Raw genomic sequence first — 15,320 nt, forward strand, 5'->3', positions numbered from 1 at the left:
TGCCACACGGATCTGTGGCCTTCACACTCAGAACCCACAAGCACGGACCAGCGCGAAATATTCCTCGGCGATCGCCGGGTGCGCCCCCATGACGAGCCGCTCGTCGGGCCCGCCGTCGAGCCCGCTCAGCACGATGCCGGCCTCGCGGGCGACGAGTCCGCCAGCTGCCAGGTCCCACGGCTTCAGACCCTGCTCGACGTAGGCGTCGAACTGCCCCTCGGCGAGCGCGCACAGGTCGAGCGCGGCCGACCCGATGCGACGGATGTCACGCACCTGCGGGATGAACCGGGCCATCGCCGCAGCCTGCTTCGCGCGGACCTCGGGGACGTAGTTGAACCCCGTCGCGACGAGGGCGTGGGACAGCCGCGCGACGGTCGGAGCGGCCAGCACCCGCCGGTCGTCGCCCTCGTGGCACCACGCGCCCTCCCCCGCGACCGCACCCCACTCGGCACCCGAGGCGATGTTCACGACGTGGCCGACGACGATCTCGCCGTCGTGGCGGGCGGCGATCGAGACCGCGTACATGGGGATGCCGTAGACGAAGTTGACGGTGCCGTCGATCGGGTCGACGACCCAATCGACGCCCGTCGAGCCGATGACGTCGTCGCCCTCCTCGCCGACGAACCCGTCGTCGGGGCGGGCGGCGAAGATGCGCTCGCGGATCAGCCGCTCGCAGGCCTCGTCGATCTCGGTGACGACATCGGTGTCGCTCGACTTGGTCGAGGCGACGTCGACGCGGCCGGCGGGCCTGGCCGACCGGACGTAGGCCGCGGCCTCCAGGCCCACCCGCCGGGCCAGGTCGTACAGCTCGCGGGTCGGGACCTGCTCGGTCATGCCGGCGTCGCGGCGGAGCCGACGACCGGCAGCGACGAGCGCGGGTTGAGGCAGCAGTCGATCGGGCAGAGGTCGTGCGACGGGGGCAGCTCGCCCAGCGAGGGGCGGTCGGTCGTCTCGCCCCGCTCGACCGCGGCCCGCTCGACCAGCAGCTCGCGCACCATCGCGACGAAGTCGGGGTGGGCCCCCGGGGTGTCGGCGCGGACGTAGCGCAGGCCCAGCTCGTCGGCGGTCTGCTTGCCCTCGGTGTCGAGGTCGTAGATGACCTCCATGTGGTCGGAGACGAAGCCGATCGGCACCACGACGACCGACTCGACCCCGGACGCCTTGAGCTCGGCCAGGTGGTCGTTGATGTCGGGCTCGAGCCACGGGATGCGCGGCGATCCCGAGCGCGAGCAGTAGGCCAGCGAGTGGGACTCGGCACCGGCACCGGCGGCCACGAGGTCGGCGACGCTCTGGTGCTGGCGCACGTAGGCCTCGCGGCCGGGGCCGCCGCTGGCCTCGTTCATCGAGGTAGGGATGGAGTGGGTCACGAAGACGACGTGGGTGCCGGCGGGGGCGTCGTCGACGGCAGCCTTGGTCGCCTCGGTGAACGGTCCCACGAAGCCGGGGTGGTTGAAGTAGTGGCGCAGGCGGCTGAGCTCGATCGCGACCCCGTCCGTCGCGGCGTACAGGTCCTCGCGGTACTGACGGCAGCCGGAGTACGACGAGTAGGCGCTGGTCACGAAGCACGCTGCGCGCCGCACGCCGTCGGCGGCCATCTGCTCGGCAGCCTCGCGCAGGTAGGGGTCCCAGTTGCGGTTGCCCCAGTAGATCGGCAGATCGATGCCGTTCTCGGCGAAGTCTCGTCGCAGGGCCGCCAGCAGCTCGCGGTTGAGGTCGTTGATCGGCGACTTGCCGCCGAACAGGAAGTAGTGCTCGCCGACCTCCTCGAGCCGCTCGCGCGGGATGCCGCGACCTGCCGTCACGTTCTCGAGGAACGGCACGACGTCGTCGGGCTTCTCGGGCCCTCCGAACGAGACGAGAAGGAGCGCGTCGAAGGGGCGAAGATCCATGCGTCCATCCTCCCACCGGGACGGATAGGGTGCTCGGGCCGGCTCGAGGTCGAGGGAGGGACGCATGCTGAAGACCTACGCGAACGTCCTGTCCCACCCCGGATCGGCGCTGTTCTCGTTCACGGCCCTGTGGTCGCGGCTCCCCCTGTCGATGGCGGGCCTCGGCATCGTCCTGCTCATCAACGAGCGCACCGGGTCGTTCACCCAGGCGGGCGTGCTGTCCGCGGCGTACGTGCTCTCGGCGGCGGCGTTCGGCCCCTGGCAGGGACGTCTGGCCGACCGGTTCGGGCAGGCCCCGGTGCTGTGGGTCGTCGGTGCGACGTACGCGCTGGGCGTCGCCGCGTTCCTGCTCGTGGTCGACGCCGGATGGTCGGCCCCCTGGCCGCAGCTCTGCGCCGTCCTCGCTGGCCTGTCGACGCCGCAGACGGGCAGCATGGTGCGGGCCAGGTGGAGCCACGCGATCCACGATCGCGCCGAGCTCAACACGGCCTTCTCGATCGAGGCGGTCATCGACGAGGTCGTCTTCATCGTCGGACCGGTGCTGGTGACGTTCCTCACCTTCCAGGTCGCCGACGTCTCGGGCCTCGTCTTCGCCGGCGCGGCCGCGATGCTGGGCAGCTGGGCCCTGGCCCTTCAGCGCGGCACCGCGCCACCGGCCGGCGGGCAACGCGCCAGCTCGGGACCGACCATCAACTGGCCCGGGCTGTGGCCACTCGTCGCGGTGTCGGTCGCTCTCGGCGTCATCTTCGGATCGGCCGAGGTCATCATCGCGGCGTTCACCGAGGAGCAGGGCCGCAAGGGTGCCGCCGGCATCGTGCTGGCGGTGTGGGCCGCGGGCAGCCTCGTGGCCGGCGTGGCGGTCGGCGCCCTGCCGCAGGCCGCCGATCCGCTGCGCCGCGTGCGCGCATCGATCCTCGTGCTGGGCGTGCTGTTCGCCCCCATGGCGCTGCTGTCGAGCATCCCGCTGCTCGCGATCGCGATGTTCCTGGGCGGCTTCATGATCTCGCCGACGCTCATCGCGCTGGTGCAGCTCGTCGAGCGCACGGTGCCCCCGTCGCGCCTCACCGAAGCCCTCACGTGGACGACGACCGGCATGGCGGTGGGCGTCGCCCCGGGGGCAGCCGTCGTCGGCGCGGTCATCGACGGGCACGGCGCGTCAGCCGGGTTCCTGGTGCCGCTCGCGGCCGGGCTCATGGGCGCGATCGTGGCGTGGACCGCCCCGGCAGCGGACACTTCCGGCGGGATGGTCACGGCACCTCCCCAGAGTCATTAAGGTTGGGGCACGATGACCGAACTCACACTGGCCGAACGCAGCGTTGAGCTCGTCCGCGCATGGACCGAGGCCAAGCGCCCGCGACGCCGCACCGCCGCCGCCGCGACCCGACTGGCCACCCTGCTCAAAGACCCCCAGGGGCTGGAGTTCACGATCGGCTTCGTCGACCGCGTCGTCCGTCCTGACGATCACCAGGTCGCCGCTCGCAACCTGCGCCGGCTCGCGGGCGACCTGCCCGCCTTCCTGCCGCTGACCCAGAAGCTGCTGCTCCGTCTGGGCGCTCTCGTGTCGTTCCTGCTGCCCGCGCTCGTCGTGGGCGTCGCCCGGGCCACGCTGCGCCGCATGGTCGGGCACCTCGTCGTCGACGCCCGGCCGCAGCAGCTGGGTCGCGCGATCTCCAAGCTGCGCTCGCGCGGCGACCGGCTCAACCTCAACCTGCTCGGCGAGGCCGTGCTGGGCGACGGCGAGGCCGAGCGTCGCCGCGATGGCACCTTGGCGCTGATCGAGCGCGACGACGTCGACTACGTGTCGGTCAAGGTCTCCTCGGTCGCCAGCCAGCTGTCGATGTGGGCCTTCGACGAGTCGGTCGAACGGGTCGTCAAGCAGCTGACGCCGCTGTACGAGCGCGCCGCCAGCGGTGAGCCGACCTTCATCAACCTCGACATGGAGGAGTACAAGGATCTCGACCTGACGGTCGCGGTCTTCACGACGATCCTCGAGTCGTTCCCCGATCTCGAGGCCGGCATCGTCCTGCAGGCCTACCTGCCCGACGCCCTGGGCGCCATGCAGGAGCTGCAGGCGTGGGCGACCGATCGACGCGCTGCCGGCGGAGCCCCCGTCAAGGTGCGTCTCGTCAAGGGAGCCAATCTGGCGATGGAGCGGGTCGACGCCACGATGCACGGCTGGCCGCTCGCGACGTGGGGCACCAAGCGTGAGACCGACACCAACTACAAGCGTGTCCTGCAGTGGGCGCTGACCCCCGAGCGCGTCGACGCCGTGCGCATCGGTGTCGCGGGCCAGAACCTCTTCGACGTCGCGTACGCGTGGCTCCTGGCCGGCGACCGCGACGTCCGCCACGCGGTCGACTTCGAGATGCTCCTCGGGATGGACACCGGCCCCGTCGACGCCGTGCGGGGCGACATCGGGCAGCTGTTGCTCTACACGCCGGTCGTGAGCCCTGCAGAGTTCGACGTGGCCATCTCGTACCTCGTGCGCCGGCTCGAGGAGAACGCCAGCAGCGACAACTTCATGTCGGCGGCGTTCGAGCTGTCGACCGATCCGTCCCTGCACAGCCGCGAGACCCAGCGCTTCCTCGAGTCGGTCGCCGCGCTCGACACGTCGGTTCCCGTCCCGCACCGCCGTCAGGACCGCCTGACCGAGGTGTCGACCCCCTCGACGGGCACGTTCGCCAACACCCCCGACACCGATCCGTCCACCGAGGCCAACCGCGAGTGGGCTCGGCTCGCGCTCGCCCGCGCGTCGTACACCCAGGTGGGTGCCGAGACCGTCCGCATCGGCTCGGTGCCGGGCCCCGCATCCCTCGAGACGATCATCCACGACACACGCGACGCAGCGGCGCTGTGGCAGGCGCGGGGTTCGGACGTCCGCGCCTGGATCCTGCACCAGGCCGCCAGCGCCCTGGGTGCCCGCCGCGGCGACCTCGTGTCCGTCATGGCGGCCGAGGCCGGCAAGACCGTCGCGGAGGCCGATGTCGAGGTCAGCGAGGCCGTCGACTTCGCCAACTACTACGCCGAGGCCGCACGCCGACTCGACGCCGTCGACGGCGCCACGTTCGTCCCCGACCGGCTGACGGTCGTGACTCCCCCGTGGAACTTCCCGGTCGCGATCCCCGCCGGATCGGTGCTCGCGGCCCTCGCGGTCGGCAGCGGTGTCATCATCAAGGCGGCGCCGCAGACGCGGCGCTGCGCCGCGGTCATGGTCGAGGCCCTCTGGCAGGCCGGCGTGCCGCGCGACGTGCTCCGGTTCGTCACGATCGACGAGGGACCGCTCAGCAAGGCCCTCATCGCCCACTCGGCGGTCGACCGGGTCATCCTCACCGGCGGCTGGGAGACGGCGCAGCTGTTCCGCTCGTGGCGTCCCGACCTGCCACTGCTGGCCGAGACGAGCGGCAAGAACGCCATCGTCATCACGCCCAGCGCCGACATCGACCTCGCCGTCGCCGACCTGGTCAAGAGCGCGTTCGGCCACGCGGGGCAGAAGTGCTCCGCGGCGAGCCTGGCCATCGTCGTCGGGTCGGTCGCCGACTCCGAGCGGTTCCACCGCCAGCTCGTCGACGCCGTGGCGTCGCTCAAGGTCGGGCACCCCGACGACCCGCAGGTGTCGATGGGACCGGTCATCGAACCGCCCCGCGGCAAGCTGCTGCAGGGCCTCACCGAGCTCGGCACCGGCGAGACGTGGCTGCTCGAGCCACGACAGCTCGGGGCCGACAGCCGGGTGTGGACGCCCGGCATCCGCGCAGGTGTCATGCCGGGCAGCACGTTCCACACGACCGAGTACTTCGGACCCGTGCTGGGCATCATGCACGCCAGCGACCTCGCCGAGGCCATCGCGTGGCAGAACGCGACCGACTACGGTCTCACGGCGGGCATCCACTCGCTCGACGCCGACGAGGTCAACACCTGGCTCGACACGGTCGAGGCCGGCAACCTCTACGTCAACCGCGGCATCACGGGGGCCATCGTGCAGCGGCAGCCGTTCGGCGGCTGGAAGCGCTCGTCGGTGGGCACGACCGCCAAGGCCGGCGGCCCCAACTACCTGACGCACCTCGGCACGTGGCAGCCCCGACCGCTGCGTGCGACGAGCGATTCCCCGACGTTGTCGGCCGCGGTCACCGCGATCCTCGACGCCGCCGCACCGCATCTCACCCCCGTCGAGAACAAGCGCCTGCTCGCCGCGGCCCAGTCCGACCACGTCGCGTGGACCCGCGAGTACGGCGTCGCCAAGGACGTGTCCGGCCTCGGCGTCGAGCGCAACGTGTTCCGCTACGTCCCCGTGCCGGTCACGATCCGCTCCGACGGCTTCCTGGCCGAGCTGGTCCGCGTCCTGCTGGCCGCCGCGCGCACCGGGGCACCGGTCACCGTCAGCAGCCCCTCTCCCCTGCCCGTGGGCCTCGTGGCCCACGCCCGGGTCGAGACGCACCAGCAGTGGACGGCCCACGTCACCGAGGCCCGGCCCCCGCGGGTGCGACTCCTCGGCGGCGACGCCCGCGCGCTGGCCGTCGCGGTCGACGGCGATCCCGATGTCGCGATCTACGCAGGTGCCGTCACGCCATCCGGCCGGGTCGAGGCGCTGCCGTTCCTGCAGGAGCAGTCGATCTCCATCACGAACCACCGGTTCGGCAACCACGACGTCGAGTTCGACCGTGTCCTGCCCCGGCGCTGAGCGTCCGCGGACGTCGGCGCGCCGCCCAGACCTGGCAGTCGACGCGCCTACGATGGAAGGACGGTCCAGGTGAACGCCCACCCGGAGCCGCCACACGTCGGAGGCGATGGCATGCGCGATCTCAGTCTCGTGGGATTGAGCGAGGACGGACGGTTCCTCGTCGCGCGCGACGTCACCACCGGCCAGACGTACCGCGTACCCGCTGATCACCGCCTCTCTTCCCTGATCGGCACGCCGTCCCGCACGTCCACGCGCGACGGGAGCACCTCCGGCCAGATGGAGATCCGCATGCCCAGCTCACTCAGCCCCCGCGACATCCAGTCCCGCATCCGCCGCGGCGAGTCGCCGCAGTCGGTCGCCGACTCGGCCGGCGTGCCGGTCGCCCAGATCGACGGTTTCGCCGGACCCGTCCTCGCCGAGCGCGAGTTCATGTGCGAGCAGGCGCGCAAGACCACGATCCGTCGCAAGCACATCGGCGGTGCCGGCGTGCAGCTCGGCCTGCTCGTCTCCGAGAACATCGCCGCGAGCGGCGGGGTTCCCGAGGACGCCGTCTGGGACTCCTGGCGGCGCGAGGACGGTCGCTGGACCGTGCTCGTCACACCGCACGACGCCGACGCCCCGGCGACGTTCCTGTTCGACGTCAAGAGCCGCTACGTGCTGCCGGCCGACGAGATGGCCCACGAGCTGGTCGGCGACGTCGCGCTGCCCGACTCGACCGACATGGCGATCGCCGACGCGGTGCGCTCGGGCGAACGTCCGGTCGACCTCGAGGACGAGGTCGTGGTCGAGGTCGCGGCTCCGTCCGTCCCCGAGGACGCCGCTTCGTCGGTCGAGATCCCCGACCCGATCGAGCCCATCGAGGAGGCGCTCCTCACGGGTGTGTCGTCGCTCAAGGCGGCACGCGACCGCCGCGCCATGGGACAGCTCGCCCTCGGCGACGCCGAGCAGGCCGACGCCGAGCCCGTGGCCGAGGTCGAGCAGGACGACTTCGAGGACGGTCTCGAGACCAACGTCGCCGTCCCCGACACGATGGGTCCCCGCAAGAAGCGTCACGAGCGTCGTCGCGTCCCCAGCTGGGACGAGATCATGTTCGGCAAGGACGAGTGAGCGCAGCGAGCGAGCTCCTTTCCAGGCTAGCGAAGCGTGAGCGTTCCGCGGCGAAGCCGCCGGCCTGCGAAGCCTGGTGAGGTGGCCGCCCAGCCTGGCCCACGGCCCACTTCAGACGATGACAAGATGTAGCCCGTGGCAGCACTGACGTTCTGGACCGGCACGATGGACGCCGGCAAGTCGACCCTCGCGCTGCAGACCAACCACAACCACGCCGCCCGTGGTCGCGCCGGCATCATCTTCGTCAGCAACGACCGCACCGGCACGGCCGTGCTGACAAGCCGGCTGGGCCTGTCGCACACGGCCGTCGAGGTCGACGACGACTTCGACTTCTGGACGTACGTCGTCGACAGCCTGACCCACGGCTCGAAGGTCGACTACCTGATCTGCGACGAGGCCCAGTTCTACTCCCCCGTGCAGGTCGAGCAGCTCGCGAAGATCGTCGACGAGCTGAGCATCGACGTCTTCTGCTTCGGCATCCTGACGGACTTCCGCACGCGACTGTTCCCGGGGGCGGCGCGCCTGGTCGAGCTGGCCGACCGTACCGAGGTGCTGCAGGTGCAGGCCCTGTGCTGGTGCGGTCAGCGGGCGACCCACAACGCCCGCACCGAGAACGGCGTCATGGTCACCGAGGGCGAGGTCGTCGTGGTCGGCGACGTCGAGGAGGCCGACTCCCCCGACGACCCGCCCGAGGTCGCCTACGAGGTGCTGTGCCGTCGGCACCACCGACAGGCGCTGACCGCTGCGCGGGCGCGGGCCACCGGCCGACTGGCCGAGCCCGAGCTGCTCCCGTTCGACTGAGCCCAGCCCGCCTGGGCGGTGCGCTGGCGTCCACCGCCGCCGTCCGCGTGGACGCCAGCGCACCGCCCAAGCGGGCGGAGTTGGTGCTGCAATGCCAGAGATTTCGGGACTTTGTTCCCTGTTCGCGCTCGCTACTCTTGGGTAGAGTCGAACATACGTTCTAGTCGTCCATCCGGGGTTCGCGCATGTTGATCGAGCAGTTGTCCAGCCTGACCGATGAGGTCGCTGCGCTCGAACCATGGACGTTGACCGGTGCTGAGGTCCGTGAGGTGATCGCGGCGGTGCAGACGACTCGCACCGCGTTGGACGCTGTCATGTCGCGCCTGGCCGGGTGTGCCGATGACATGGGGCTGCCGAAGGACGACGGTGCGACGTCGACGACAGCGTGGCTGGCGAGCTCGGCGAACATCACCAAGGGTGCTGCGTCCAAGCTGGTCGGGATGGCGAAGGTCACCGGCGAGCGTACTGAGGCCACCCGTGCCGCGTGGGCGTCCGGTCAGCTCAGCACTGAGCAGGCCTCGATCATCATGAAAGCCATCACCGCCTTGCCGGACTGGTGCGGCGACGTCGAGCGTGGTGACGCTGAAGCCCACCTCATCCAGCTCGCCTCAGAGCATGACTTGGATGGGTTGCAGCGACTGGCGAACCGGGTGCTCGAAGTCATCGACCCCGACGGGTTCGACGAACACCTCGGCGAACAACTCCGCGCGCAGGAAGAACGGGCCCGTGCCCGCACCAGGTTCCAGATGGGCCGGCGTGGTGACGGCACCACCCACGGGTCCTTCGTCGTGCCCGACACCGACGCCGACACCCTCAGAGCAGCGATCGAGGGGATCATCGCCCCACGCCGCAACCAGTTGGCTGCCGAATCGTTCGGGATGGGAGCCGACGACTGGGCCGGCCTGCCCCGCGACCAGAAGATGGGCCACGCCTTCACCGAGCTCATCAACCACCTACCCACCGACGCGCTACCTCTGGCCGGGGGTCTCGCGGCGACCGTCGCGGTGATGGTCGACGTCGACGACCTCCGCACCGGGCAAGGCACCGCGACCACCACGTCCGGCACCACGATGTCAGCGACCAAAGCACAGAGGCTGGCCTGCAACGCCAACCTCGTCGCGATGTACCTCGACAGCGACAAACGAGTCATCGACCTCGGCACCACCCGCCGCCTCTACGACCGCCACCAGAGGCTCGTCCTGGCCACCCGCGACGGTGGTTGCGTCTTCCCCACGTGCGACCGCCCACCCTCTTGGTGCGAAGCACACCACCTCAACTACTGGTCCGAGAACGGCCCCACCGACCTCGACAACGCCGCCCTCCTCTGCCACTACCACCACCACCTCGTCCACGAAGGCCAATGGACAGCACACATGGCCCCTGACGGCATCGTCGAACTCATCCCCCCAACCCGCATCGACCCCCACCAAAGACCACAACGCCACTCCCGCTTCACCACCCAACAACCCCGCGCCGGATAGTTGCCGAGGAGCTCGCACTGCCATCATCGGTACATGTCACGCACCGTGGAGGACTACGCACGGGCAGTGCCGTTGGGTCCTGTCCTGGAGCCCGCACACCTCCGGCGCGTCGTGCATGTCGATATCCGAGATGTCACCAGCCGCGGGCCGCAGGTCGTCGCCACCATGCAGTGGAACCGATATCCGCACGAGGTGTCCCACGCGGTGCTGCCTGACGACGTGGCCGTGCAGGGCGGACACGTCCCGAACGAGGAGGCCACACTCGCTGAATGGGCCGCGGAAGTCGTCACTGACTTCGCGTGGGGTGCCGATCTGTCACTCACGTCGTCCCGCAGGACGAAAAACGGTCGGACGATCGAGCTGACCGCAACTGAGCCGGTCGACCCGCGATACGTGGGCAAGCACCTGCTGGGCTCAGCAGCACCGAGCGAGTGGCATGAAGTTGCCCGGTACGCCAACCCAGTCGTGCCGCCCCTGGTCGTCGACCGCTGGAGGTCCGAGGGAACCCTTGTGTCCTGGCACTATGTGACCCTGCAGAACACACGCGTCCTCCCGGCCTACGGGCACGGTGCAAGCAGATGGGTGTCGGACGGTGTGGCCTCTGTCGATCTCATCAGCCTCCACCCCGACCTCCCCGAGACGTTCGGAGTCCTGACGGTCGCCGACCTCGTCCACAGAGCAGCGGCTGAAGGTGCCCACACGATCATGTGCACGGTTGACGTACCCGGCCTCGAGCTGCTCGGGTTCCGTCGGGACGGTGCAACCATGCAGATCGACAACCGGTTCCTCGACATCGACTACGACGCACTGTCGGCGTTCGTCCTTCGGACAGACACCTGGGTCCCGCCCACCCGTATCCGACAGGACATCATGCGCGCCAACAGAGCCACCTACTGTGCGGGCTAGGTGCACTCGGACACTGAGGCTCAGGTGCCGACGAGCACCGGGATGCGCAGCTCGGCCTCGGTGATGGACCCGTGGAAGCCCGTCATCTTGAGCTCGACGTTGAACTCGCGCGACGAGAAGACCGCGAAGTCGCGGAGCGACGCCACGACGACGTCGCCGATGCGGCCGCGCACCTGTGGAGCGATCGGTCCGAACCAGTCCTCGATGCCGTCCTGCGTGCGGACGACGACCTGGTCGCCGAGCACCGAGCGCCACCGGGCGGCGACGTCCTCCGCAGCACCCGGATGCGTGTAGAGGTGGCGGAAGCGGGCCTCGCCGGCGAGCAGCTCGACGTCGTCGAGCAGGCGCGGCACCGTGTCGACGTCGAAGCGGTGCTCGAACGGCAGGTCGATCATGCCGTGGTCGGCGGTGACGACCAGCACGGCGTCGCGCGGCAGCTCGTCGCGTAGCTCGGCCAGCTCGGTGTCAATCGTCGTGAGCATCTCGCGCCACTCCGGCGACGTGCATCCCTTGCCGTGACCCGTGTGGTCGAGGCGCGACTCGTAGGCGTAGGCGACCGAACGAGGAGCCGACTCGATGACGTCGACGACCACGTCGAGGCGCTCGTAGACCGAGCTGATGCCGTGGAAGGGGACGCCGCGCTGGCTGCAGACCGTCAGGCCCGTGCCCTCGAATTTCGCGTCATTGACCGACGACGCCGAGACGCCCGCAGCGAGCAGCTGCTGCAGCACGGTCGGGTGCGGCTGCCACACCGTCGGGTCGATCGGCTGGTCCCACTTGAGCGAGTTGAGCCGCCGGCCGGTCTCGGGCACCCGCGAGGTGTACCCGACCATCCCGTGCTCGCCGCCGCGCACGCCGGTGCCGAGCGAGGTGAGGCTCGTGACGGTCGTGGACGGCACGCCGCACACGACGTCATCGACGTTGTGCAGCGATGACAGGAACGGCGCGGCGTCGGCGTGCTCGCGCAGCAGCTCGAGCCCGAGGCCGTCGACGAGGAACACGACGTAGCGCGGTGCCTCCGGCAGATCGAGGGTGTTGGTGAACCCTTCGACGCCGAGTGCGGCACCGACCGACGGCATGATGTGGTCGATCGTGCGGCGTCCGGCCAGCCCCGGCGGGAGCGAGAGGCCGCTCACACGCGTCCGCTCGTCGCGGCCGACAGGGTGCGGGCGAAGGTCAGGAGCCGCTCGACCGCGGCACCGCCGTCACCGGCTGCGGCGAGCCGCAGCGAGAAGTCGTCGCCGGTGACGCTGCCCGAGTAGCCGTGGTCGGCCTCGCACTCGGGGTCGGCGCACCGTGCGGGCTCGAGCTCGACGCGTGACACCGCGCCCCACCCGATCGTCAGCAGCGCCTCCTCGAGGTTCTTGGACGACGAGCTGACCATGCGGGTCACGACGACTGAGCGCACCTGGTCGAGGGCCACAGCCTCCGACGTCGTTGACGTGTACGGGTCGGGCAGCAGGTCGTCGCCGGGGTGCTCGTCGGTGTGGACGAGGATCAGGCGGCTCGGCGTGAGCGCCAGCACCGTCATGTGCCGGCGGATCTCGTCGCGGTCGAACGTGGGCTCGTGGTGCAGGACGAATCCGCCGACGACCTCGTCGGCGAGGGCGTCGCGCAGGCCCGCGGCCACGATCTCGGGATAGTAGCCACTGCGGGAGACCTCTTCGAACAGCGAGGCCGTGTGGTCGGCAGTCATCACGCGAGCGTATCGCCCTGGGCAGCCGGCTGGCTGAGCCGGCGCACGTACCACTCGCCGCGACGGTCGGCGGACGGCATGACCTTGGCGCGCGCGCTCAGCACCGTGAAGCCGTCGGCGTGCACCGACACGGGCTCGAGGTCGAGCTCGGCGATCTCCGGGAGGTCGTCCTTCATGGCCGCCAGGCGCACGATGATGTCCTGCAGAGCGTCGACGTCGACCCGCTCGGAGCCGCGGTAGCCGTACAGCAACGGGGCCGAGCGGAGGTTCTTGATCATGGCCTCGGCGTCGAGGTCGGTCAGGGGCGGGATGCCGTACGAGCGGTCGTCGAGCAGCTCGCTGGGCGCACCGGCCAGGCCGAACGACACCAGGGGCCCGAACAACGGGTCCTCGCTGACGCTGAACGACACGTGGATGCCCTCGGGCGCGGCCCGCTGGACGAAGAACTTGGTGTCCTTGCGCATGCCGGTCCAGCCCGTGAGCTGGTCCCAGGCGCTGGCCATCTCGTCGGCGTTGCGGATGCCACGCCACACGTGGGCCAGGTCGGGCCGGCTGCGCAGGTGCTCGCTGCCGGCCTTGAGCACGACGTCCCAGCCGAGGCTCTCGCCCGCGGCGACGGCCTCCTCACGACTGTGGACGTTGATCCACGTCCAGATGTCGATGCCGTAGCAGGCCAGCAGGGCGTGCACCTGCTCGGTCGACAGGATCGCACCCCGGGGTGCCTGGCGCAGCACCTCGCGGACCATTGCGCGGGCGTCGCCCGTGCGGTGGTCGAGCGCGAGGTGGAACTCGCCGTGGTCGCGCGCGGCCCACTCCGAGTAGTTGACGACCCTGGCCAGAGCGCGGACGGCCGACTCCGGTGCCGCGTACGAGGGCACCGAGCCGCGACCGGCGGAGCCGCCGAGCAGATCGGGCACGCGCAGCAGCACCGGGACGCCCTCGCTGCCGAGGAACGTCGACACGATCGGCTTGTCGGACTGCTCGCCGATCGCGGCCAGCACGTTGGCGACGTCCTCGCCGGACGTGTTGAGCGGCGGGATGTAGACCGCGACGAGTGCATCGGTGTCGGGGTTGGCGATGGCAGCCTCGATCGCCACCTCGAAGTCGTCGGCGTTGGCATTGGCGCCCAGCGAGACCGGCTCGGTCACCTGCAGCCCGGCCGCCGAGGCCGCGTCGGCGACGATCAGCGCGACGGCGTCGGAGTTGCCGACGATCGCGATGCGGTTGCCGCGCGGCAGCGGCTGGTGCGCGAGCAGCTGGGCGACGTCGAACATCTCGTCGAGGGTGTCGACCTGGATGACGCCGGCCTGCCGGAACATCGCGTCGACGGCCGACTGCGGTGCCGAGGTACGAGCCACGGTGTGCCCGACGGGGACGCCCTGCGTCGATCGTCCCGACTTGACCGCGACGATGGGCTTGGTGGCCGACACGCGACGGGCGATGCGCGAGAACTTGCGCGGGTTACCGATCGACTCCAGGTACAGCAGGATGACCTCGGTCGAGTCGTCCTCCTGCCAGTACTGCAGCAGGTCGTTGCCCGAGACGTCGGCGCGGTTGCCCGCCGACACGAACGTCGAGAGGCCGAGGCCTCGGCGGGAGACCGACTCGAGGATCGCGGTGCCGAGCGCGCCGGACTGGCAGAAGAAGCCGACACGTCCCTGCGGCGGCATCGAGGGCGACAGCGAGGCGTTGAGCTGCAGATCGGGTGCCGTGTTGATGATGCCGAGACAGTTGGGGCCGATGAGGCGCAGACCGTACGAGCGGCTCAGTCCCAGCAGCGCCCGCTGGCGCTGGCGGCCCTCCGGCCCCTCCTCCGCGAAGCCCGCCGAGATCACGACGAGACCGTGGACGCCCTTGGCTGCGCAGTCGAGCACGACGTCGTTGACCGACTCGGCCGGCACCACGACGATCGCGACGTCGACCTCGCCGGGGATGTCCTGCACGCGCTTGTAGGCCGGGAGGCCCGACACCGCCTCGGCCTGCGAGTTGACGGCGTAGACACTGCCACCGAAATCGCCCAGCACGAGGTTGCGCACCATGGCCTGACCGATGGAGTCCTGCCGCCGGCTGGCGCCGATCACGGCGATGCTGCGGGCCTTGAAGATGCGCTCGATCGACGCCGCCTCGGCCCGCTGCTCGCGCGCCTGCATGACGCCGATCGCGACGTCGGTCGACTCGATGTGGAACGTCAGGCGCTGCACGCCGTCCTCGATCGCACCCTCGATCTGGTAGCCCATCTCGCGGAAGACCTGCTGCATGCGGGCATTCGACGGCAGGACGTCGGCGACGAACCGGCGGATGCCCCGCTCGCGGCCTGCCTGCGCGAGGTGCTCGAGCAGCAGCTGACCGACGCCGCGCCCCTGCTGGGCGTCCTCGACGAGGAAGGCGACCTCGGCCTCGTCGTCGCTGACGGCGTCATAGCGACCCACGCCGATGATCGTGGAGTGCAGCGTGACGACGAACGCGACGCGGCGGTCGTGGTCGACGGTCGTGAAGCGCTTGACGTCGCGCTCGGACAGTGTCGGGTAGGGGGCGAAGAACCGAAAGTACTTCGACTCGTCGGAGACGCGTGCGTAGAACTCGATGAACCGGTCGGCGTCGTCCTCGTGGATCGGACGGAGCTGGGCGACCCGGCCGTCCTTCAGCAGGACGTCGGCCTCCCAGTGCTCGAAGGGGAAGGCCTCACTGGTCACGTCACCAACCTATCGGGTCCGGCCCCGGCGTGGCGGTGGTGCCCGGCACGGACCGACACGCCAAAATGGTCC

11 protein-coding genes are annotated in these 15,320 nt (G+C 70.3%); 6 read left to right on the forward strand and 5 right to left on the reverse strand.

Annotated elements, in window-relative coordinates; genetic code table 11:
- Positions 1-27 precede the first annotated feature (27 nt).
- Together JOF40_RS16780 and JOF40_RS16785 are read right to left on the reverse strand one after the other, a co-directional pair.
- The gene (locus JOF40_RS16780; RefSeq protein ID WP_129183460.1) at positions 28-834 is read right to left on the reverse strand and encodes an inositol monophosphatase family protein; all 807 of its coding nucleotides are present in this window, start codon (positions 832-834) and stop codon (positions 28-30) included.
- Positions 831-1,889, reverse strand: coding sequence for a ferrochelatase (locus JOF40_RS16785; protein ID WP_129183458.1), 1,059 nt, complete (start codon positions 1,887-1,889; stop codon positions 831-833). The genes JOF40_RS16780 and JOF40_RS16785 overlap by 4 nt, the downstream gene beginning before the upstream one ends.
- A 64-nt stretch (positions 1,890-1,953) precedes the next feature.
- Between JOF40_RS16785 and JOF40_RS16790 the strand changes: the two genes are divergently transcribed.
- The 6 genes from JOF40_RS16790 (at position 1,954) to JOF40_RS16815 (ending at position 10,859) form a co-directional block, all read left to right on the forward strand.
- Positions 1,954-3,162, forward strand: coding sequence for an MFS transporter (locus JOF40_RS16790; RefSeq protein WP_129183456.1), 1,209 nt, complete (start codon positions 1,954-1,956; stop codon positions 3,160-3,162).
- A gap of 12 nt (positions 3,163-3,174) precedes the next feature.
- Entirely contained in the window at positions 3,175-6,564 is a 3,390-nt protein-coding gene (locus JOF40_RS16795; RefSeq protein ID WP_129183454.1) for a bifunctional proline dehydrogenase/L-glutamate gamma-semialdehyde dehydrogenase, read from the forward strand.
- Positions 6,565-6,675: 111 nt separating this feature from the next.
- Entirely contained in the window at positions 6,676-7,671 is a 996-nt protein-coding gene (gene sepH / locus JOF40_RS16800; protein ID WP_129183452.1) for a septation protein SepH, read from the forward strand.
- A 135-nt stretch (positions 7,672-7,806) separates the two neighbouring features.
- Entirely contained in the window at positions 7,807-8,472 is a 666-nt protein-coding gene (locus JOF40_RS16805) for a thymidine kinase (protein WP_129183450.1), read from the forward strand.
- Positions 8,473-8,657: 185 nt separating this feature from the next.
- Positions 8,658-9,953 carry an HNH endonuclease signature motif containing protein gene (locus JOF40_RS16810; protein ID WP_129185988.1) on the forward strand — a complete coding sequence of 432 codons (1,296 nt, stop codon included), beginning with the start codon at positions 8,658-8,660 and terminating at the stop codon, positions 9,951-9,953.
- 33 nt (positions 9,954-9,986) lie between these two features.
- Complete coding sequence (locus JOF40_RS16815) at positions 9,987-10,859, forward strand: hypothetical protein (protein WP_129182014.1); 873 nt, start codon at positions 9,987-9,989, stop codon at positions 10,857-10,859.
- Between the two features lie 20 nt (positions 10,860-10,879).
- Here JOF40_RS16815 and JOF40_RS16820 read toward each other — a convergent pair whose 3' ends face one another.
- The 3 genes from JOF40_RS16820 to JOF40_RS16830 are packed head-to-tail and all read right to left on the reverse strand — an operon-like array spanning position 10,880 to position 15,248.
- The gene (locus JOF40_RS16820; protein ID WP_246152844.1) at positions 10,880-11,995 is read right to left on the reverse strand and encodes an alkaline phosphatase family protein; all 1,116 of its coding nucleotides are present in this window, start codon (positions 11,993-11,995) and stop codon (positions 10,880-10,882) included.
- Entirely contained in the window at positions 11,992-12,555 is a 564-nt protein-coding gene (locus JOF40_RS16825; protein ID WP_129182016.1) for a DUF5998 family protein, read from the reverse strand. The genes JOF40_RS16820 and JOF40_RS16825 overlap by 4 nt, the downstream gene beginning before the upstream one ends.
- Positions 12,555-15,248, reverse strand: coding sequence for a bifunctional acetate--CoA ligase family protein/GNAT family N-acetyltransferase (locus tag JOF40_RS16830; protein ID WP_129182018.1), 2,694 nt, complete (start codon positions 15,246-15,248; stop codon positions 12,555-12,557). The genes JOF40_RS16825 and JOF40_RS16830 overlap by 1 nt, the downstream gene beginning before the upstream one ends.
- Positions 15,249-15,320: the final 72 nt, after the last annotated feature.

Origin of the sequence: Aeromicrobium fastidiosum (assembly GCF_017876595.1) — a bacterium.
Lineage (GTDB): Bacteria > Actinomycetota > Actinomycetes > Propionibacteriales > Nocardioidaceae > Aeromicrobium > Aeromicrobium fastidiosum.